The sequence below is a fragment of the Streptomyces sp. CC228A genome (genome assembly GCF_021390935.1).
In the GTDB taxonomy this organism is placed as follows: Bacteria; Actinomycetota; Actinomycetes; order Streptomycetales; family Streptomycetaceae; genus Streptomyces.
On the sequence record NZ_JAJPUI010000002.1, the window covers coordinates 790,803 to 810,067 of the forward strand.

The following is a 19,265-nucleotide window of genomic DNA, read 5'->3' on the forward strand; positions in this document are numbered from 1 at the left end:
GCTTACCCGCCGCTACTGCGCGCAATAGCTGTACGGGACGTAGTCGCGCTTCCCGCCCCTGGGGGCACCCAGGAACTCGGCATTCTTCAACGTCTCGGACTTGTTCTCCATGGAGATGGAGGCGCCGACGGAAAGGCCCAGGTTCAGCTCGAATCCGTACTCATGTGCTTCGGCCATGCCATCGTACGTGGTCTTGCTGGACTTCCCCTTGTCGAAGAGGAGCTGCCCGAACGGATCGTCCGCACCCGGCCGGCTGGTCGGCGCATGGTTGTTCAGCATGTACGACCAGACCGCGCTGCCGTCGCCGCCGCCGTCCAGCCACTGCTGGGCGACGGCCCGGTCGGCGTCGCCTTCCTGGCCCTTCGGGAACGTCAGGGTGTTGGTGTGGATCTCGATGTTGCTGGCGCCGGAGTTGTCGACGCTGCCGACACCGCCGCTCTTCTCGTCCTTGCCGTCCTTGCCGTTGCCGTTCTTGGCCGTGTCGGAGGTGCCGGTCGCACCGGTCTCCGTGGTCTGGGTGAAGTCGAGCCGGACGAGCTCGCCGGTCTCCTGGTCCCGGGTGATGGTGACCGTGGCACTGCGGTTGGCCTGTGCGTGGTCGCCCTTCCCGAAACCACCGGCGCCGGCCTGGGCGCCCCATTCGCCGTCGGCCTTCATCGTGTACGTGTACGACTCGGTGTTCCGGTAGTCGTCCGTGGTGATGACCACGTCGCCGACGAATTGGGCGCTGCCGTTGATACCGGCCGCGACGACGCGCTCGTCGCCCGCGTCGATCCCGAGGCCGCCGTCCACGTTGGTGTAGACGCCCGCGGAGCCGTAACTGATGTGGCGGTCCTTGAGCTTGCCCTCGATCCGCTCGCGGATCTTCTCCTCCTCGTACATCGGGCCCTTGTCGAAGAGGTACAGGAGGCTGTCACCGATGCTGGCCTCCGCGCCGCCGGGCGAGGTGCGGCGCATCTCGTACATCTTGAGCTTCTCGAGGTCGTCGCGGAACTGCTCGGCCTCCTCCTTGCTCTCGAAGACCCAGGTGTCGCCGTTGTTCACCTTGACGCCGGCGCCGAGGTCGACCGAGCCGTTGCCCAGCTTGCCGATCTTGCCGCCGACCCCGACGGTGGCGCCGATCGACGCGGAGTCCGTGAACGTGGTGTAGATGAGCTGGTCGTTCCCGTCGACCTTGCCGTCCTTGTTCACGTCGTAGTTGGCCTGGTGGACCTTGTCCTGGAAGCCGTACTCGTTGCCCCACTCCAGGAACCCGAGCTCGAACTTGCTGCCGGCCTTGTCCGTGACGGTGGAGATGGTGCAGAGCGGCGGCTCGTAGTCCGCGTCGGCGGCCTGCGGCTTGTCCACCCCGCCGTCGCCGGCGGAGCAGTCGCCGCCCCCGCCCCAGAGGGCCGATATGGAGCACATGAAGCGCTCGCCTATGGAGCCGGTCACGCCGGTGGCGACCAGCGCCAGCACGATGGCCACGGCGACGACGACCGCGCCGATGTACTCCAGCGCGGTGGCGCCACGGTCGGAACCGGCCGACGGACTGACCGCCGCCGTCCGGCGCCGCCACCATCCCGCGGCGGGTCCCTGCCCCCGGCGCGCCCTCATCGGTCCCCCTCCTGCAGCCGGTCCACGAGATAGCCGATGGCCGCGCCGGTCACGGCGACGGCGCTGGACAGCAGGAGACCGACCGCCGAGGCCCGGCCCCACTGGAGGGCGATGCTCACGACCACCAGGAAGACCGGCACCGCGAAGACCGCGGCGAGATGCGCCCGCACCGCATCGCGGAACGGCTCCCGGTGCACCCGTCCGGCCACCCAGGCGGCCAGCGCGACGCACACGAGGTCGGGCAGTTGGATCAGCAGCAGGCCGGCGCCGAACGACTCCGGCCCCGCCTCGGTGACGAACAGCTCACGGATGTAGGTGATCTGGATGTACTCGGTGACGGCGAGCACGACGAGCGCGGCGGCCCAGGCACGCACCAGCGCGAAGAAGCCACCCTTCTCCGCGCCCGCCGCCGTACCGTGCGCTGCACCGTTCCACGGCGGCCCACCTGTCCCACGCATGCCTGACGCCCCTCCGGTCGTTCCCCTGAATTGCCGGCCACACCTTAGGCATCCGGCCACACGGACCTCATAGGCCCGTGGGCCCACGGCCGGACCCAAATCCGCATTCCGCACACGCGGTCGACCCGGGACCTTGACACGGCGATTGGTCTGGACCACCTTGTACGGGCAACGACCGCGGTGGCCACCGTGACGCACGTCCTCCTCCTCGACTCCCCACTCCCCCACCACTTTCGGAGGCAGCAAGTGCAGCACCGCAGCAAGCACCGCGGACACCGCGGACACCGCGCCAGAGCGTCGCTCGCCGGGCCGCTGGCCCTGGCCCTCGGGGCCGGGGTCGCCCTCGCCGTCGGCGGGGCCGGGACCGCGCAGGCCGTCGAGGACCGCAACGTCGCGCGCAACGCCGGGTTCGAGTCGGGCCTCACCGGCTGGACCTGCACGGCGAACAGCGGCACCACCGTCACCTCCCCCGTCCGCAGCGGCGCCGCCGCGCTGAAGGCGGTCCCCGCCGGGCTCGACAACGCCCGGTGCAGCCAGACCGTGGCGGTCCTGCCGAACTCCACGTACGAGCTGAGCGCCTGGGTGCAGGGCGCCTACGCGTACCTGGGCGCGACCGGCACCGGCACCACCGACGTGTCGACCTGGACGCCCGGCTCCGGCACCTGGCAGCAGCTCACCACCAGCTTCACCACCGGGCCGGACACCAAGCAGGTCACCGTCTACACCCACGGCTGGTACGGGCAGGCCGCCTACCACGTCGACGACGTGTCCGTCTTCGGGCCGGACGGCGGCGGCGACGGCGACCCGGACCCGCAGGTGCCCGCCGCCCCGGCGGGGCTCGCCCCCGGGACGGTCACCTCGTCGTCGGTGGCGCTGACCTGGGACGCGGTCGCCGGTGCCACCGGCTACCACGTGTACCGGGACGGGGCCCGCGTCCAGACGGTGAGCGGGACGTCCGCCACCGTGACGGGGCTCGCCGCCGACACCGCGTACGGCTTCCAGGTCTCGGCCGTCAACGCCGCCGGCGAGTCCGCGAAGTCCGGGACCGTGACCGTGCGGACCAGGACCGGCGGGACCACCCCGAACCCGACCGTGCCGAAGCACGCCGTGACCGGCTACTGGCAGAACTTCGACAACGGCGCCACCGTGCAGAAGCTGCGGGACGTGCAGGACCAGTACGACATCATCGCCGTGTCGTTCGCGGACTCGACGGCCACGCCGGGGCAGATCGTCTTCAACCTGGACCCGGCCGTCGGCTACGCCTCGGTCGCCGACTTCACGGCGGACATCGCCGCCAAGAAGGCTGCGGGCAAGTCGGTGGTGCTGTCCGTCGGCGGCGAGAAGGGCAACGTCACCATCAACAGCGACGCGTCCGCCACCGCCTTCGCGGACAGCGCGTACGCCCTGATGCAGGAGTACGGCTTCAGCGGCGTGGACATCGACCTGGAGCACGGGATCAACTCCACGTACCTGACGAAGGCGCTGCGGCAGCTGTCCGCCAAGGCGGGTCCCGGCATGGTGCTGACGATGGCCCCGCAGACCATCGACATGCAGCACACCGGCACCGAGTACTTCAAGCTCGCGCTGGCCGTGAAGGACATCCTCACGGTGGTCAACACCCAGTACTACAACAGCGGTTCGATGCTGGGGTGCGACGGCAAGGTGTACTCCCAGGGGTCCGTCGACTTCCTGACCGCGCTGGCCTGCATCCAGCTCCAGGGCGGCCTCGACCCGTCGCAGGTGGGGCTCGGCGTCCCGGCCTCGCCCCGCGGGGCGGGCAGCGGCTACGTCAGCCCGACGATCGTCAAGAACGCGCTGGACTGCCTCACCCGCGGCACCGGCTGCGGCACGTTCAAGCCGCCCACGACGTGGCCGTCCCTGCGCGGCGCCATGACGTGGTCGACGAACTGGGACGCGACCGCGGGCAACGCCTGGTCGAACGCGGTCGGTCCGCACGTCCACAACCTGCCGTAGCGGCCGGCGGGCCGGTCACCAGGGCAGTTCGCGCACCTGCTCCACGCACAGCACCACGAACAGCAGCGCCGCGAGGCCCAGCATGCCGTTGCTCAGCCGGCCGTTGCGCCACTCGCGGGGCGTGCGGGCGGAGTTGAGCAGCCACAGCAGGGTCAGGGCGAGGAACGGCATGAAGAAGGCGCCGACCACGCCGTAGGCGATGACCAGGGCGAACGGCCGGTCCAGGAAGAGCAGCGCCATCGGCGGGAAGGTCAGCCACAGCAGGTACGCGCGGAACGGGAGGGACCGCTCCATCGGCCCTTCCAGCGGGGCGGCGTCGCCCGACGCCGCCCCGTCCGGCCGAGGCCCCGCCCCCGCCGCCTCGCCCGCCCCGGAGGCCGCACCCGCCGCGGTCCCGCGCCCCTCGCGGATCCTCCGGACGAAGTCCGCGAACATCAGGCTCACCCCGTGCCAGACGCCGATGAGGGAGGTGAACGACGCCGCGAAAAAACCCACCAGGAAGAGGTTCGCCGTGACGGTGCCGTAGCGGTCCGCCAGGACGGTTCCCAGGTCGAGCAGGCCCCTGTCGCCCTTGGCGAGGGCGACGCCGGAGGAGTGCAGCAGCTCCGCGCCGACGATCAGCATCGCGACGACGAAGACGCCGGTGGTGAGGTACGCGACCCGGTTGTCCAGCCGCATGGCCTTCATCCAGCCCGCGTCGCGCCAGCCCTTGGCGTTCACCCAGTAGCCGTACGCGGCGAGGGTGATCGTGCCGCCGACGCCGCCGACGAGGCCCAGGGTGTAGAGCAGGGAGCCGTCCGGCAGCACCGGGGCGAGCCCGGCCACCGCACCCCCGAGGTTCGGGGTGACGCGGACGGCGACGTACACGGTCACCAGGAACATGACCCCGACGAGGACGGTCATGGCCTTCTCCAGTACGGCGTACCGGTTGAACCACACGAAGACGAGCCCGACGAGGCCGCAGAGGATGCCCCACCACTCCGCTGCCAGGACGCCGGGGAACAGCGCGGCGAGCGGCAGCGCGCTGGAGGCCATGGCCGCCCCGCCGTAGACGAAGCCCCACACGACGACGTACCCGGCGAAGTAGACCGTGGTCCACGCGCCGAGGCTGCGCCAGCCGTCGAAGAGGGTGCGGCCGGTGGCCAGGTGCCAGCGGCCGACGGCCTCCGCAAGGGAGATCTTGACGAGGCAGCCGATGACGGCCGCCCACAGGAGCGTGTAGCCGAACCTGCTGCCCGCGACCAGGGTGGCCACGAGGTCCCCGGCGCCGACGCCGGTGGCCGCGACGACGATGCCGGGGCCGATGTGGCGCCAGCTCGCCCTGCGCGGGGCGGTGGTGCGCCGCCCTCCGGCGCCCGGGTCCTGGGTGGTGGTGCTCGCGGTGCCTTCCGCCATGGTGTCCACGCCTTTCGCCGTCCGCTCGTACGTACCGCTCGTGCCGCTGGTCCAGTCGTGCGCACCGTCACCAAAGCGGGTGCCCGGTGATCGCACAAGGGGGTAGGCCTCCCGGCGTGGCCGAAGTGCATGCTTGACGGGTTCATGCCACCGCCGGATGCTGCGACGCACGAGGACACACCTCGCCCCCCACACAGGAGAGACAGCATGCGTCCACGCTTCCCCGGCAGGCGGACCGCCACCCTCGCGGCCGTCCTCGCCCTCGCCGTCGCGGCGCCGCTCACCGCCACCTCCGCCAGCACCGCCGCCCCGGCCGCCGGATCCGCCGCCCGCACACCCGCGGCCGCCGGCGAGGAGACCGTCCGGCAGTACGAGATCCACGGCCCGGCCACCCCCGCCGAGCGCTCCGCCATCGCCGCCACCGGCGTCTCCATCGACGAGGCCGACGACCACTCCGTCGTGGTCAGCGCCGACGACCGGCAGGCCGAGCGGCTCCGCTCACTCGGCCACCGGCTGGAGGCCCTGCCGGCACCCCCGGACCGCAGCGCCGGGGCGGCCGTCGCACCGCAGGACTTCCCGCCCGCCGACTCCCGCTACCACAACTACGCGGAGATGACCGCGGAGATCGACCAGCGGCTCCGGCAGTACCCGGGCATCATGAGCAAGCGCGTGATCGGCCGCTCCTACGAGGGCCGCGAGATCGTCGCCATCAAGATCAGCGACAACGTGGGCACCGACGAGAACGAGCCCGAGGTGCTCTTCACCCACCACCAGCACGCCCGCGAGCACCTCACCGTCGAGATGGCCCTCTACCTGCTGCGCGAGTTCGGCGCGGGATACGGCTCCGACCCCCGCATCACGCGCATGGTCGACAGCCGCGAGATCTGGATCGTGCCCGACATGAACCCGGACGGCGGCGAGTACGACATCGCGTCCGGCAGCTACCGCAGCTGGCGCAAGAACCGGCAGCCCAACCCGGGCTCCTCGTACGTCGGCACCGACATGAACCGGAACTGGGACTACAAGTGGGGCTGCTGCGGCGGCTCGTCCGGCTCCTACGGCTCCGCGACCTACCGCGGCTCCGCCCCCGAGTCGGCGCCCGAGGTGAGGATCGTCGCCGACTTCGTGCGCTCCCGGATCGTCGGCGGCAAGCAGCAGATCACCGCCGCCATCGACTTCCACACCTACAGCGAGCTGGTGCTGTGGCCGTTCGGCTACACCTACTCCGACACCGCGCCCGGCATGACCCAGGACGACCGGGACGCCTTCGCCGCCGTCGGCCGCAAGATGGCCGCGAGCAACGGCTACACGCCCCAGCAGGCCAGCGACCTCTACGTCACGGACGGGTCGATCGACGACTGGCTGTGGGGTGAGCAGCGGATCTTCGGCTACACCTTCGAGATGTACCCGGCCAGCTCGTGGAACGGCGGCTTCTACCCGCCCGACGAGGTGATCGAGCGCGAGACCTCCCGCAACCGCGACGCGGTCCTCCAACTCCTGGAGAACGCCGACTGCATGTACCGCTCCATCGGCAAGGACCAGCAGTACTGCGCCGGTTCCTGACCGGACGCCGCAGCGCGTGGGCGCACCCGCGGGGACCGGGACGGCAGCCGTCTCCCCGCGGGTGCGCACGAGCGCCTGTGCACCCGCGGGTTGACGGCTACCCTGCTGGCGGAAGGCACCGCAGGAGGGGGCGGCGGTATGACGGGGGACGGTACCGCGGCGGGCCCGCGGCTGTGGCCGCTCGGCGGCGGCGACCCGCCGGTGCTGGGGCCGTACCGGCTGCTGGGGCGGCTGGGCGCGGGCGGCATGGGCCGGATCTACCTGGGGCGGGTGGGGCCCGGCGCCCCGCTGGTCGCGGTGAAGACCCTCCTCGCGGAGGGCGACGTGAGCGCCGCGGACCGGAAGCGGTTCACCCGGGAGGTGGCGCTGGCCCAGCGGATCGACAACGCCTACACCGCGAGGGTCGTCGACGCGGACCCGGCCGCGCCGTCGCCCTGGATGGCCATCCAGTACATCCCCGCGCCGTCCCTGGCGGAACTGGTACGCCGGGGCGGGCACCTGCCGGCCTCCGCGATCCGCTGGATCGCGGCCGGCACCGCGCAGGCCCTGGACGCGCTGCACCGGCAGGGCGTCGTCCACCGCGACGTGAAGCCGCAGAACATCCTGCTGCCGATGGACGGGCCGCGGCTCATCGACTTCGGCATCTCGCACGCCCAGGACATCACCCGCACCACCGTCACCCTCGGCACCATCGCGTTCACGTCGCCGGAGCAGGCGCGCGGCGAGCCGTCCACGGCCGCGTCCGACATGTACTCGCTCGGCGCCACCCTGTTCCACCTCGCGGTGGGACGCCCGCCCTACCCGGAAGGCGAGAACACCCTGCAGCTGCTGCTGCGGGTGTCGCGCGGCGAACTCGACCTGACCGGGCTCCCCAAGGAGCTGGTCCCGCTGGTCCGCCCGTGCCTGGAGGCGAACCCGCACCGGCGGCCGCGCCCCGAGCAGGTGCTCCAGCGGTTCCTGGCCGAGCTGACCGGCCTGCCGACCTCGCGCAGCGGGCGGCGGTGGCTGCCGCCGCGCTGGACCGAGGTCATCGAGACGTACGAGCAGCAGGGCCGCGCCTGGCAGCAGGACCTCTCCACGCACCCCGGCGAGCTGGCCGCGGACCGGCACGCGCTGCCCGTACCGCCACCGGAGCCGACCCGCCCGTACACCCGGCCGCGGCTGCCCCGCGGGGGCGGCGCCGGGGGCCGGGCCGCACCCGAGCCGAGTACGCCGCGGCCGCCGGACCGGCCGCCGCCCCGGCCCGACGCCCCCTGCGGCGCCCGCCGGGCCGCGGCGCCGCCCTGCGGGCGCTGCTGCTGGGGCTGCTCGGCGTCGTCGCCCTCATGGTGCTCGTGTACGCCTGCGACGGCGGGGCCGCCGCCTGACGCGCCCGGGGCGCAGGGGCGTCGGGGCGGGCGCGACGGCCTGCACCGCGGGCGGCTCGGCGGAGGCACCGATCGTCAGCCGAGGACCGCCAGCGCGTCGATCTCGACGAGCAGCCCGGCCGGGAGCCCGACGTAGACCGTCGTGCGGGCCGGGGGCACGGCGAGGTCCGCGAAGTGCTCGTCGTACACGGCGTTCACCTCCGCGAAGTGGTCCGTGTCCGTCAGGTACACACGGAGCATCACCACGTCGTCCCAGGTCGCGCCGCCCTCGGTGAGGACGGCCTCGACGTTGGCGAGGGTCTGGAGGGTCTGCTCCCGCAGTCCCGGCCCGGCCACGGCCGGGGGCTCGCCCGGCTCGGCGACGGGCAGGAAGCCGACCTGGCCGGCGACCTGGAGGACGTTGCCCTTGCGCACGCCGTGGGAGAAGCGGGCGGGCGGCGCGGCGTGCGCGGCGGGCGTGACGGCGGTCTTCGGGGTCATGGGGCGCTCCTCAGTGGTCGGTGCCGGACAGGTCCCGGCTGACGGCGTCCGCGGTGCGGCGCACCAGCGGCAGCAGGGCGAGCAGGTCGTCTGCGGTGGCGACGACGTTCGGCGCGGAGAGGGACAGGGCGGCGGCCGCCCGACCGTCGGCGCCGCGGACCGGCGCGGCGACGCAGTTGACGGACTCCTCGTGGCCGCCCAGGTCGGCGGCCCACCCGCGGGCGCGCACGGCCGCGAGCTCCTCGCGGTAGGCGGCGGCGTCCGGGGTGGAGCGGGCGGTATAGCGGGGGTAGTCGAGCCGGGCGGTGAGGGCGTGCCGCTCGGCGTCCGGCAGGTCCGCGAGCAGCACCTTGGCGACGGCGGCGACGGTGACGGCGACCGGCCGGCCGATCCGGGAGTACATGCGGACGGGGTAGCGGCTGTCGACCTTGTCGACGTACAGCACCTCGTCCTCCTCCCGAACCGCCAGGTGCACGGTGTGGCCGGTCTCCTCGCCGAGGCGGACGAGGTGGGGGTGGGCGATCTCGCGGACGTCGAGGTTCTCGGCGGCCTGCTGGGCCAAGGCGAGGAGGCGGGCGCCGAGCCGGTAGCGCTGGTCGGGCTGGCGGTGCACGAGGCCGTGGGCGTGCAGGGTGCGCAGCAGCCGCAGGGCGGTGGACTTGTGGACGCCGAGCCGCTCCGCGACGTGACCGAGGTCGGCGGGCCCCTCGGCGAGCAGCGGCAGGATGCTGAGCGCCCGGTCGACGGTCTGGCTCATCGCGTACGCCCCTCCTGTACCGCCCGCGGGCCCGGTGCCTGCGGGTCCTCCCGTGCCTGCCGGGCCTCCGGCGCCCGCCGGGCTTCCTGTGCCGCCCGGCCCGCCGGTCCCGCACCGCCCGTGCGTCCGGCGCCTGCCGGACCTCCTGTGCCGCCCGTGCCTCCGGTGCCTGTCGGGCCTCGCGGGTCTGCCCGGCCTCCGGTGCCTGTCGGGCCTCGCGGGCCTGCCCGGCCTCCGGTGCCTGCCGGGTCCAGCCGTGGCCCAGACGCAGTCTGCCCCATGCGCCGTCGTCCAGGGCGACCAGCCGGTCGGCGTGTACGGGGTCGAGGCGGGCGGCCACGTCGCCCGGTTCGGTCAGGGCCGCGGCGGCCCGCAGGTGCCCGTGGCGCAGCCGGTCCCGCACGGGCAGGCCGCGCAGGGTGGCGGAGAGGAACCCGGCGGCGAAGGCGTCGCCTGCGCCGCCGGTGTCGACGGTGTCGACGCGCGGGGGCCGCTCGGCCGTGGCCACCCCGCTGCCGCAGCCGACGGACCCGTCCGGATCGGGGTGGAAGGCCACCGCGCCCCCGGGCCGCACTTGACGACGAGGACGTCCGGTTCGGGCAGCGCCTCCCGGACGGCCCGTGCGCCGTGCAGGCCCCACAGCGCGCGGGCCTCGTCGTGGCCGACGAACACGAGGTCGGCGCCGCGAGCCAGTTCGAGGAGCACGGGCCCGGCGTCCGCGTCGCGCCACAGCGCCGGCCGGTGGTTGACGTCGAAGGACAGCAGCGGGCGTCCGGGGCGGCGGGTGGTGAGGTCGCGCAGCAGGGCCAGGCAGTCGGCGGACAGGGCGGCGGTGACGCCGGTCAGGTGCAGGACGCGGCCCGCGAGGACGGCGTCCCGGTCCTCCGTGCGCGGTCCCATGGCGGAGGCGGCGGAGCCGGCGCGGTGGTAGACGACCTCGTGGCCGGGCGCGGACCGGTCGGTGGCGGTGCGGAAGTAGACCCCGGTCGGGCGGTACGGGTCGCGCCGCACCGCCGACACGTCGACGCCCCGCGCGGCCAGGGCCGCCCTCACGTGGTCGCCGAAGGCGTCGGCGCCGACCCGGCCGACCCACCGGACGCGGTGCCCGGCGTCGGCGAGGGCGCAGGCGGTGTTGGCCTCGGCGCCGCCGACCGAGCGGGTGAAGGACGGCACGTCGGCGAGCGGGCCGGGCCGCGTGGGCAGGAAGGCCGCCATGGCCTCCCCCAGGCACACCGCGTCGGGGGTCACCCTCGCCTCCTTCCGCGCCCGGGGCCGTTGACCGGGCGACGGCCCGGATGCTAGACAGCAGCGAGCAGAGCACGCAACGCCCGTTGCAGCATGTGCAACAGAACGGAGTGGGCCCATGGACGCGGCGGACCGCCTCAGCGAGGAGCGCGTCGACCACCGCTTCAAGGGGCTGCCGCCGGACGCCGACGGACTGACGGTCGGCCGGCTCGCCGCCGAGCGCCGCGACCTGTTCACGGGCGGCTTCACCACACCCGTCCTGACGCTGTCGGCGTCCGCACTGGAGCACAACCTGGCGGCGCTGGAGGGGTTCGCCGAGCGGCACGGCCTGGCGTTCGCGCCGCACGGCAAGACGACGATGGCCCCGCAGCTCTTCGCCCGCCAACTGGACCTGGGGGCCTGGGGCATCACCGTGGCGGTGCCCCATCAGGTGCGGGTGTGCCGGGCGTTCGGGGTACGGCGGGTGTTCCTGGCGAACGAGCTGGTGGACGCGGCGGCCCTGCGCTGGGTGGCCGCAGAGCTCGCCGCGGACCCCGACTTCCGGCTGGTCTGCTACGTCGACTCGGTGCGGGGCGTCGCGCTGATGGAGGAGGCGCTGGCGGGCGCGGCCCGGCCGGTGGACGTGGTCGTGGAGCTGGCGGCGGGCGAGGGCGCGCGGACCGGGGTGCGGACGGACGCGCAGGCCGCGGAGGTCGCCGAGGCGGCGGCCCGCGCGCGGTCGCTGCGGCTGGTGGGCGTCGCCGGGTACGAGGCGCAGGTGCCGGACGCGAGCCCGCAGACCGTCGGGGCCTGGCTGCGGCGGCTGGTGGCGCTGGCGGCCGACCTGGACAAGGCGGGCCTCTTCGCGGACGCGGACGAGATCGTGGTCAGCGCCGGCGGCAGCGAGTGGTTCGACACGGTGGCGGAGGTCTTCGCCGAGGTGCCGGAGCTGTCGGCGCCGGTGCTGAAGCTGCTGCGCTCCGGGGCGTACGTGTCGCACGACCACGGGCACTACGAGCGGCTCACGCCGTTCAACCGGGTGCCGCGGGAGGGTGCTTTGGAGCCGGCGTTCCGGCTGTGGGCGCAGGTGGTGTCGCGCCCGGCGCCGGGTGAGGCGTTCCTGAACGCGGGCAAGCGGGACGTGTCGTACGACCTGGGGCTGCCGGTGGTGCACGTGGTCCGCTCGGCCTCCGACGGGCAGGTCCGCCCGGCGTCCGGGATCGCGGTGACGGCGCTGTCCGACCAGCACGCGTGGCTGCGCACCGACCCGGGGAGCACACCGCTGGAGGTGGGCGACTGGGTGGGGCTCGGCCTGGCGCACCCGTGCACGGTGTTCGAGAAGTGGCCGATGATCCCGGTGGTGGAGCCGGACGGCACGGTCGGCGACTACGTCCGGACGTTCTTCTGAGCCGTCCGGGACGGCGGGCGGGGGCGGCGCGATGGACCTGGTGATCAGGGGCGCGACGGTGGTCGACGGCTCGGGCTCCCCCGCGTACCGCGCGGACGTGGGGCTCGACGGCGGGCGGATCGCCGCCGTCCGCCGGCCCGGGGACCGGCCGCTGGGCGGCCGGCGGGTGCTGGACGCGCACGGGCTCGCCCTGTGCCCGGGGTTCGTGGACATGCACGCGCACAGCGACTTGGCGCTGCTGAGCGATCCGGCGCACGAGGCGAAGGCCGCGCAGGGCGTGACCCTGGAGGTGCTGGGCCAGGACGGGCTGTCGTACGCGCCGGTGGACGACCGGACGCTCGCCGGGGTGCGGGCGGCGGTCGCGGGCTGGAACGGGGACGGCGCCGACGTGCCGGGCGGCCTCGGCTGGCGGTCCGTCGGGGAGTACCTGGACCGGCTGGACCGGGGTTTCGGCGGCGAGGGCGTCGCCGTGAACGCCGCGTACCTGGTGCCGCAGGGCACGGTCCGGGCGTACGCGGTCGGCTGGGAGGACCGCCCGGCGACGGACGCCGAGCTGCGGCGGATGCGGCAGCTGGTCGCGGAGGGCATGGAGCAGGGCGCGGTCGGCATGTCGTCGGGCCTGACGTACACCCCGGGCATGTACGCGGACGGCCGGGAACTGGCGGCGCTGTGCCGGGTGGTGGCGGAGTACGGCGGCTACTGGTGCCCGCACCACCGGTCGTACGGCGCGGGGGCGCTCGACGCGTACCGGGAGGTGCTGGGTCTGGCGCGGGCCGCGGGGTGCGCGCTGCACCTGGCGCACGCCACGCTGAACTTCCCCGGCAACGCGGGGCGGGCGCCCGAGCTGCTGGCGCTGCTGGACGCGGCCCTGGCGGACGGGGCCGACGTGTCGCTCGACACGTACCCGTACACGGCGGGGTCGACGACGCTGGCCGCGCTGCTGCCGGGCTGGGCGCACGCGGGCGGCCCGGACGCGCTGCTCGCCCGGTTGCGGGACGGGGCGGCGGCGGAGCGGATCCGGCACGCCGTGGAGGTGGCGGGCTCCGACGGCTGCCACGGGGTGCCGGTGGACTGGTCGACCGTGGAGGTGTCGGGCGTGTCGGACCCGGCGCTGGCCCGGTTCGTGGGCAGCCGCGTGCCGGACTGGCCCGCGGCCCGCCGACTGCTGCTCGCGGACCGGCTGGGCACGACGGTCCTCCAGCACGTGGGCCACGAGGAGAACGTGCGGGCGATCATGCGGCACCGGGTGCACACGGGCGGCTCGGACGGCATCCTGCGGGGGGCGAAGCCGCATCCGCGGGCGTACGGCACCTTCCCCCACTACCTGGGGCACTACGTGCGGGAGCTCGGGGTGCTGCCGCTGGAGGAGGCGGTGGCGCACCTGACGTCCCGCCCCGCGGCGCGCCTGCGGCTGCCGGACCGGGGGCTGGTGCGCGCGGGGTACCGGGCGGACCTGGTGCTGTTCGACCCGGCGACGGTGGCGGCGGGCGCCACGTACGCGCAGCCGCGGGCGCTGCCGACCGGAGTGCCGCACGTGCTGATCGACGGCAGGTTCGCGGTCCGCGACGGGCGGCGCACGGACGTGCTGGCGGGCCGGGCGGTCCGCCGCACACCCGCGGGCCGGCCGGGCTGACCGGCCCGCGGGCCCCGGCTCACCGGATGGGCGGCCGGTACAGCAGGGCCGCTCCCGCGTGGTCCTCGGCCCTGCGCGGCGCGGGCACGCGGGCGGCGGCCGGGGCGTCCGCGGGGCGCAGTGTGCGGTGGGCCGCGACCGCGCAGGCCACCGCGGCGGCGGCGAACGCGTACGCCGGGGTGGACCCGTCGGGCGCGGTGACGTACGCGAACGCCGCGCACAGCACGGCGAGCCCGCGGGCGGTGCGGCCGCGCCAGGCGGTGGCGGCCAGCAGCGGCACGGCCCACAGCAGGTACCAGGGCTGGACGACCGGGGAGAGCAGGACCAGCACGAGCAGGGCGAGGCCCAGCGCCTTGACGGGGTCCAGCAGCCCGCGCAGCACGTGGGCGGCGAGGTAGGCGATGAGGGCCAGGGCCAGGGTGAGGCCCATGGCCTGGACGGCCCGCTTCACGGGGTCGGGGTGGGTGCCGGAGAAGTAGTGCATCGAGCGGCCCAGGGCGTAGCCGAGGTCGCTGCTGAAGGACAGCGCGGTGTGGATGGAGCCGGCGACGCTCTGGGTGCGCAGCCAGCCGAAGCCGGTGCCGCCGGCGAGGGTGGCGGCGACGGCCGTGGCGGCGGCGACGGAGCCCGGCCCGAGCAGGGCCTTCGCGGCGCGCCGTAGGGGCGGGCCCGCGGCCTCGCGGGCGACGACGACGCCGATGAAGAGCAGGCCCAGGGCGGCCGGGGACTTCACCATCATGGCGAGGCCGACGAGGGCGCTGCCCGCGACCCAGCGGCGGCCGCGCAGGGCGAGCGCGGCGGCCGCGAGGAGCAGGGCGGCCATCAGCCCGTCGTTGTGCATGCCGCCGACGACGTGGATGAGGAGCAGCGGGTTGAGGGCGCCGAGCCAGAGGGCGCCGTTGCGGGCGCCGCCGGGGGCGAGGCGGAGCAGCGCCCACACGGCGAGCGCGAGGGAGGCGACGGCGACCAGCCGCATGCCGAGGACGGCCGGGACGATCCTGCCGTCGGTGGCCACGGTGATGCCCTGCGCGACGAGGAGGAAGACCGGTCCGTACGGGGCGGGGGTGTCGGTCCAGTGGCCGCCGACGCTGGCGGCGGCGTCGCCGCCGAGGCCGGCCGGGTCGAGGACGGAGGGGCCGGCGGCGTACACGTCGTGGCCTTCGACGACCATCGCGCCCTGGGCGATGTAGCTGTACACGTCGGCGCTGTACAGCGGCGGCGCGACGAGCAGCGGGGCGGCCCAGCAGCCGAGGGTGGCGAGGGTGTCGCGGATCCGGACGGCGGAGGGCCGCAGGACGAGCAGCCGCCCGTACCGCCACCAGGCGACGACGAGGAGGGTCAGTCCGACGTAGGCGAGGAGCGTCCCGGCCTCGGCGGCGCGGGCCCCGCGGGGCAGCCACAGGCCCCAGGGGTCGCGCTCGGGCAGCGTGCCGGCCGCCCAGCCGCCGAGGGCCACGGCGGCGGAACCGACCACACCGAGCCGGCGGCAACCGGCGACGCTCAAGGACCACATGGGCAGCCAACCTACCCGGGGGGGCGCGCCCCCGTGACGGGTCGCCCCGCCCCACGTGGCGCAAAACACGAGGCGTGCCCGGCGCGGCCCCCGTAAGCTCGCGGACATGCAGGTCATCCAGTCCACGAAGCTCGCCAACGTCTGCTACGAGATCCGTGGCCCGGTGCTCGACGAGGCGATGCGGCTGGAGGCGGCGGGCCACCGCATCCTCAAGCTCAACACCGGCAACCCGGCGGCCTTCGGCTTCGAGTGCCCGCCCGCCATCCTCGAGGACATGCTGCGCAACCTCGGCGACGCGCACGGCTACGGCGACGCCAAGGGCCTGCTGTCGGCGCGCCGCGCGGTGATGAGCCACTACGAGACGAAGGGCATCCCGCTGTCCGTCGAGGACATCTACCTCGGCAACGGTGTGTCCGAGCTGATCCAGATGGCGATGCAGGCGCTGCTCGACGACGGCGACGAGGTGCTCGTCCCGGCGCCGGACTACCCGCTGTGGACGGCGTCCGTGGCGCTCGCCGGGGGCACGGCGGTGCACTACCGCTGCGACGAGCAGGCCGACTGGATGCCGGACCTGGCGGACATCGAGCGCAAGGTCACGGACCGCACGAAGGCCCTCGTCATCATCAACCCGAACAACCCGACGGGCGCGGTCTACGACGACGAGATGCTGCGCGGGCTGACGGAGATCGCCCGCCGCCACAACCTGGTCATCTGCTCGGACGAGATCTACGACAAGATCCTCTACGACGGCGCGACGCACACCCCGACCGCCGCCATCGCCCCGGACCTGCTGTGCCTGACCTTCAACGGCATGTCGAAGAACTACCGGGTGGCGGGCTACCGCAGCGGCTGGCTCGCGGTCTGCGGCCCGAAGGCGCACGCCTCCTCGTACATCGAGGGGCTGACCATCCTGGCCAACATGCGGCTGTGCGCGAACATGCCGGCGCAGCACGCGATCGCCGCCGCGCTCCAGGGGCGCCAGTCCGTCGAGGCGCTCGTCGCGCCGGGCGGCCGGCTGCTGGAGCAGCGGGACGCGGCGTACGAGCGGCTCATCGACATCCCCGGCGTGACCTGCGTGAAGCCGAAGGGGGCCCTCTACCTCTTCCCGCGTCTGGACCCGGCCGTCTACAAGATCAAGGACGACCGGCAGATGGTCCTGGACCTGCTGCGGGCCGAGAAGATCATGGTGGTGCACGGCACGGGCTTCAACTGGCACGAGCCGGACCACTTCCGCATCGTGACGCTGCCGAACGCGAAGGACCTGACGGACGCGGTGAACCGCATCGGGAACTTCCTGGACGGTTACGGGCAGCACTGACGCGAATACTTAGTACGGACTCAACTTTAGACTGAATCCAAGATAGGATGGCCTTCTCGCAGTGAGCAGGAAGGCCATCCCCCCATGTACGAACCGATCCGCAGCAAGTCGGTCCACCAGGTGGCCGACGACGACCAGCGACGGTTCCCCCATCGCTCCCGCGAGGAGGAACTGGACATCCAGCTGGCCGGGCACCTCGCCGCACTGCTCGCCGTCACCGACGAGCTCGGCGACGACGCGGCCGCCGAGCGCATCGCGCAGCAGGTCGCCCGGCTGCGCGGCGCCCGCCGCCCGGCACGCCGGCCTGACCGGCGCGGATCCGTCCGCGCTGCACCGCAGGGCGCACGCCCTGGCCGGGCGCGCCCTCGTCGTCGCGGCCTCCCGCGCCGACACCGCCGTCGCGATCCTCGCCGCCGAGCGCATGGACGCGCACAGCGCCACACTGGGCGACAGCAGCCTGGTCGGCGCCCCCTGACGGCCCCGGTCCGCGCTCGCGGAAGGCGCGCGGACCGGGTTGCCACTCTCCCCCGCACACCCGTGCACACGTCGAGACCCCCGGAGCGACACCGGTGTCGCTCCGGGGGTCGTCCGCCGCGGCCGGCCGGATGACTCCACAGGTCAGGGCGAGGCCGGTTCGGACCGGCCGCGGAGGCTCCCTTCTGACGGGCCCGCTCCGCGTCCGGGGCGCCTCAGCGCCCCTTCGGCTCCACGAGCGGCCCCCGTGTGCCGGGCTTGCTCAGCCCAGGCGGTCCACCAGGGCGCGGTACTCGTCCCACAGCTCCTTCGGCGTGTGGTCGCCGAAGGTGTCGAGGTGCCCGGGGATCAGGGCGGCCTCCTCGCGCCACACCTCCGCGTCCACCTTCAGCAGGAAGTCCAGGTCCTTCTCGGCCAGCGCCAGACCGTCGGTGTCGAGGGCCTCCCTGGTCGGCACGACGCCGATCGGCGTCTCGACGCCCTCGGCGCGGCCCTCCAGGCGCTCCACGATCCACTTCAGGACGCGGCTGTTCTCACCGAAGCCGGGCCACACGAACTTCCCCGCGTCGTTCTTGCGGAACCAGTTCACGTAGTAGATCTTCGGCAGCTTGGCCTGGTCGGCTGCCTGACCCACCTTGAGCCAGTGCCCCATGTAGTCGCCCATGTTGTAGCCGCAGAACGGCAGCATCGCGAACGGGTCGCGGCGCAGCTCGCCGACCTTGCCCTCGGCCGCCGCGGTCTTCTCCGAGGCCACGTTGGCGCCGAGGAACACGCCGTGCTGCCAGGAGAACGCCTCGGTGACCAGCGGGACCGCGGTGGCGCGGCGGCCGCCGAAGAGGATCGCGGAGATCGGCACGCCCTTGGGGTCCTCCCACTCCGGCGCGATGATCGGGCACTGGGCGGCGGGGACGGTGAACCGCGCGTTGGGGTGGGCGGCCGGCTCGTCGGAGGCCGGCGTCCAGTCGCGACCCTTCCAGTCCGTCAGGTGCGCGGGCGGCTCCTCCGTCATGCCCTCCCACCACACGTCGCCGTCGTCGGTGAGCCCGACGTTGGTGAAGACGGCGTTGCCCCACAGCGTCTTCATCGCGTTGGCGTTGGTGTGCTCGCCGGTGCCGGGCGCGACGCCGAAGAAGCCGGCCTCCGGGTTGATGGCGTACAGCCGCCCGTCCTCACCGAACCGCATCCAGGCGATGTCGTCGCCGATCGTCTCGACGGTCCACCCGGAGATCGTGGGCTCCAGCATGGCGAGGTTGGTCTTGCCGCACGCGGACGGGAAGGCCGCCGCCACGTACTTCGCCTCGCCCTGCGGCGGGGTCAGCTTCAGGATGAGCATGTGCTCGGCCAGCCAGCCCTCGTCGCGCGCCATGACGGAGGCGATGCGCAGGGCGTAGCACTTCTTGCCGAGCAGGGCGTTCCCGCCGTAGCCGGAGCCGTAGGACCAGATCTCCCGGCTCTCGGGGAAGTGGGAGATGTACTTGGTGGAGTTGCACGGCCACGGCACGTCGGCCTCGCCCGGCGCGAGCGGCGCACCGAGGGTGTGCACGGCCTTCACGAAGAACCCGTCCGTGCCCAGCTCGTCCAGCACGGCCTGGCCCATGCGCGTCATGGTCCGCATGGAGACGGCGACGTACGCGGAGTCGGTGATCTCGATGCCGATCGCGGAGAGCGGCGAGCCGAGCGGCCCCATGCAGAACGGCACGACGTACATCGTGCGGCCGCGCATCGAGCCCCGGAAGATGCCCTTCTCGCCCGTGAAGACCTCCCGCATCTCGGCGGGGGCCTTCCAGTGGTTGGTCGGACCGGCGTCCTCCTCCTTCTCGGAGCAGATGTAGGTCCGGTCCTCGACGCGGGCGACGTCCGTCGGGTCGGAGGCGGCGTAGTAGGAGTTCGGGCGCTTGACGGGGTCCAGTTTCCGGAAGGTGCCCTTGGCGACGAGCTCCTCGCACAGGCGCTCGTACTCGGCCTCGGACCCGTCGCACCAGACGACGGCGTCCGGCTGCGTGATCGCTGCGATCTCGTCGACCCAGGCGATCAGGGCCTGGTGCTTGGTGGGGGCGGTGGACTCGGTCTCGCGCGCCACGGTTGCTCCTTGTTGAGGGGTTTGT

At 73.8% G+C, this 19,265-nt stretch carries 13 protein-coding genes and 2 pseudogenes; 7 read left to right on the forward strand and 8 right to left on the reverse strand.

From position 1 onward, the window contains the following. Positions 1–12: 12 nt before the first annotated feature. Both L6E17_RS08875 and L6E17_RS08880 read right to left on the reverse strand, forming a co-directional pair. On the reverse strand, positions 13–1,596 hold the full coding sequence (locus tag L6E17_RS08875; protein WP_236240194.1) for a hypothetical protein: 1,584 nt from the start codon (positions 1,594–1,596) through the stop codon (positions 13–15). Further along, the gene (locus L6E17_RS08880) at positions 1,593–2,054 is read right to left on the reverse strand and encodes a hypothetical protein (protein WP_236240195.1); all 462 of its coding nucleotides are present in this window, start codon (positions 2,052–2,054) and stop codon (positions 1,593–1,595) included. Before L6E17_RS08880 ends, L6E17_RS08875 begins: the two co-directional genes overlap by 4 nt. Positions 2,055–2,300: 246 nt before the next feature. Here L6E17_RS08880 and L6E17_RS08885 point away from each other — a divergent pair, with 246 nt between their 5' ends. Continuing rightward, positions 2,301–4,028 (forward strand): chitinase, encoded by a 1,728-nt coding sequence (locus tag L6E17_RS08885; RefSeq protein ID WP_374109018.1) that lies wholly within the window; start codon positions 2,301–2,303, stop codon positions 4,026–4,028. Between the two features lie 15 nt (positions 4,029–4,043). Here the strand turns inward: L6E17_RS08885 and L6E17_RS08890 are convergent, their stop codons facing one another. After that, positions 4,044–5,423: an Nramp family divalent metal transporter gene (locus L6E17_RS08890; protein ID WP_236240196.1), complete on the reverse strand. Its 1,380-nt coding sequence runs from the start codon at positions 5,421–5,423 to the stop codon at positions 4,044–4,046. A gap of 207 nt (positions 5,424–5,630) precedes the next feature. Here L6E17_RS08890 and L6E17_RS08895 point away from each other — a divergent pair, with 207 nt between their 5' ends. Then, positions 5,631–6,986 (forward strand): M14 family metallopeptidase, encoded by a 1,356-nt coding sequence (locus tag L6E17_RS08895; RefSeq protein ID WP_236240197.1) that lies wholly within the window; start codon positions 5,631–5,633, stop codon positions 6,984–6,986. A gap of 138 nt (positions 6,987–7,124) precedes the next feature. After that, positions 7,125–8,489, forward strand: a complete 1,365-nt coding sequence (locus tag L6E17_RS08900) for a serine/threonine-protein kinase (protein ID WP_236240198.1) — start codon at positions 7,125–7,127, stop codon at positions 8,487–8,489. Here the strand turns inward: L6E17_RS08900 and L6E17_RS08905 are convergent. From L6E17_RS08905 to L6E17_RS08915, 3 genes and pseudogenes are all read right to left on the reverse strand, one after another. After that, positions 8,429–8,833 carry a RidA family protein gene (locus L6E17_RS08905; protein ID WP_236240199.1) on the reverse strand — a complete coding sequence of 135 codons (405 nt, stop codon included), beginning with the start codon at positions 8,831–8,833 and terminating at the stop codon, positions 8,429–8,431. The genes L6E17_RS08900 and L6E17_RS08905 overlap by 61 nt on opposite strands. Positions 8,834–8,843: 10 nt before the next feature. After that, the gene (locus L6E17_RS08910; RefSeq protein WP_236240200.1) at positions 8,844–9,590 is read right to left on the reverse strand and encodes an IclR family transcriptional regulator; all 747 of its coding nucleotides are present in this window, start codon (positions 9,588–9,590) and stop codon (positions 8,844–8,846) included. Between the two features lie 223 nt (positions 9,591–9,813). Continuing rightward, a pseudogene (locus L6E17_RS08915) lies at positions 9,814–10,805 on the reverse strand (sugar kinase); the annotation flags it as partial. A gap of 148 nt (positions 10,806–10,953) precedes the next feature. On the opposite strand from L6E17_RS08915, the gene L6E17_RS08920 reads away from it, so the two are divergent. Both L6E17_RS08920 and L6E17_RS08925 read left to right on the forward strand, forming a co-directional pair. Further along, complete coding sequence (locus L6E17_RS08920; RefSeq protein ID WP_236240201.1) at positions 10,954–12,222, forward strand: alanine racemase; 1,269 nt, start codon at positions 10,954–10,956, stop codon at positions 12,220–12,222. A gap of 31 nt (positions 12,223–12,253) precedes the next feature. Further along, positions 12,254–13,855 (forward strand): amidohydrolase family protein, encoded by a 1,602-nt coding sequence (locus L6E17_RS08925; RefSeq protein WP_236240202.1) that lies wholly within the window; start codon positions 12,254–12,256, stop codon positions 13,853–13,855. Positions 13,856–13,874: 19 nt separating this feature from the next. On the opposite strand, the gene mptB is transcribed toward L6E17_RS08925, so the two are convergent. Further along, the gene (mptB, locus tag L6E17_RS08930; protein ID WP_236240203.1) at positions 13,875–15,368 is read right to left on the reverse strand and encodes a polyprenol phosphomannose-dependent alpha 1,6 mannosyltransferase MptB; all 1,494 of its coding nucleotides are present in this window, start codon (positions 15,366–15,368) and stop codon (positions 13,875–13,877) included. Positions 15,369–15,474: 106 nt separating this feature from the next. On the opposite strand from mptB, the gene L6E17_RS08935 reads away from it, so the two are divergent. Next, the gene (locus L6E17_RS08935; RefSeq protein WP_236240204.1) at positions 15,475–16,686 is read left to right on the forward strand and encodes a pyridoxal phosphate-dependent aminotransferase; all 1,212 of its coding nucleotides are present in this window, start codon (positions 15,475–15,477) and stop codon (positions 16,684–16,686) included. Positions 16,687–16,770: 84 nt separating this feature from the next. After that, a pseudogene (locus L6E17_RS08940) lies at positions 16,771–17,161 on the forward strand (hypothetical protein). Positions 17,162–17,422: 261 nt separating this feature from the next. On the opposite strand, the gene L6E17_RS08945 reads toward L6E17_RS08940, so the two are convergent. Then, positions 17,423–19,240, reverse strand: a complete 1,818-nt coding sequence (locus L6E17_RS08945) for a phosphoenolpyruvate carboxykinase (GTP) (RefSeq protein ID WP_236240205.1) — start codon at positions 19,238–19,240, stop codon at positions 17,423–17,425. Positions 19,241–19,265 lie beyond the last annotated feature (25 nt).

Bases quoted from the DNA above. Each gene is read 5' to 3' on its own strand.
- L6E17_RS08895 (WP_236240197.1), top strand. From the start codon at position 5,631: ATGCGTCCACGCTTCCCCGGCAGGCGGACCGCCACCCTCGCGGCCGTC.
- L6E17_RS08900 (WP_236240198.1), top strand. From the start codon at position 7,125: ATGACGGGGGACGGTACCGCGGCGGGCCCGCGGCTGTGGCCGCTCGGC.
- L6E17_RS08935 (WP_236240204.1), top strand. From the start codon at position 15,475: ATGCAGGTCATCCAGTCCACGAAGCTCGCCAACGTCTGCTACGAGATC.
- L6E17_RS08910 (WP_236240200.1), bottom strand. From the start codon at position 9,590: ATGAGCCAGACCGTCGACCGGGCGCTCAGCATCCTGCCGCTGCTCGCC.
- L6E17_RS08920 (WP_236240201.1), top strand. From the start codon at position 10,954: ATGGACGCGGCGGACCGCCTCAGCGAGGAGCGCGTCGACCACCGCTTC.
- L6E17_RS08890 (WP_236240196.1), bottom strand. From the start codon at position 5,423: ATGGCGGAAGGCACCGCGAGCACCACCACCCAGGACCCGGGCGCCGGA.
- L6E17_RS08925 (WP_236240202.1), top strand. From the start codon at position 12,254: ATGGACCTGGTGATCAGGGGCGCGACGGTGGTCGACGGCTCGGGCTCC.
- L6E17_RS08875 (WP_236240194.1), bottom strand. From the start codon at position 1,596: ATGAGGGCGCGCCGGGGGCAGGGACCCGCCGCGGGATGGTGGCGGCGC.
- mptB (WP_236240203.1), bottom strand. From the start codon at position 15,368: ATGTGGTCCTTGAGCGTCGCCGGTTGCCGCCGGCTCGGTGTGGTCGGT.
- L6E17_RS08880 (WP_236240195.1), bottom strand. From the start codon at position 2,054: ATGCGTGGGACAGGTGGGCCGCCGTGGAACGGTGCAGCGCACGGTACG.
- L6E17_RS08905 (WP_236240199.1), bottom strand. From the start codon at position 8,833: ATGACCCCGAAGACCGCCGTCACGCCCGCCGCGCACGCCGCGCCGCCC.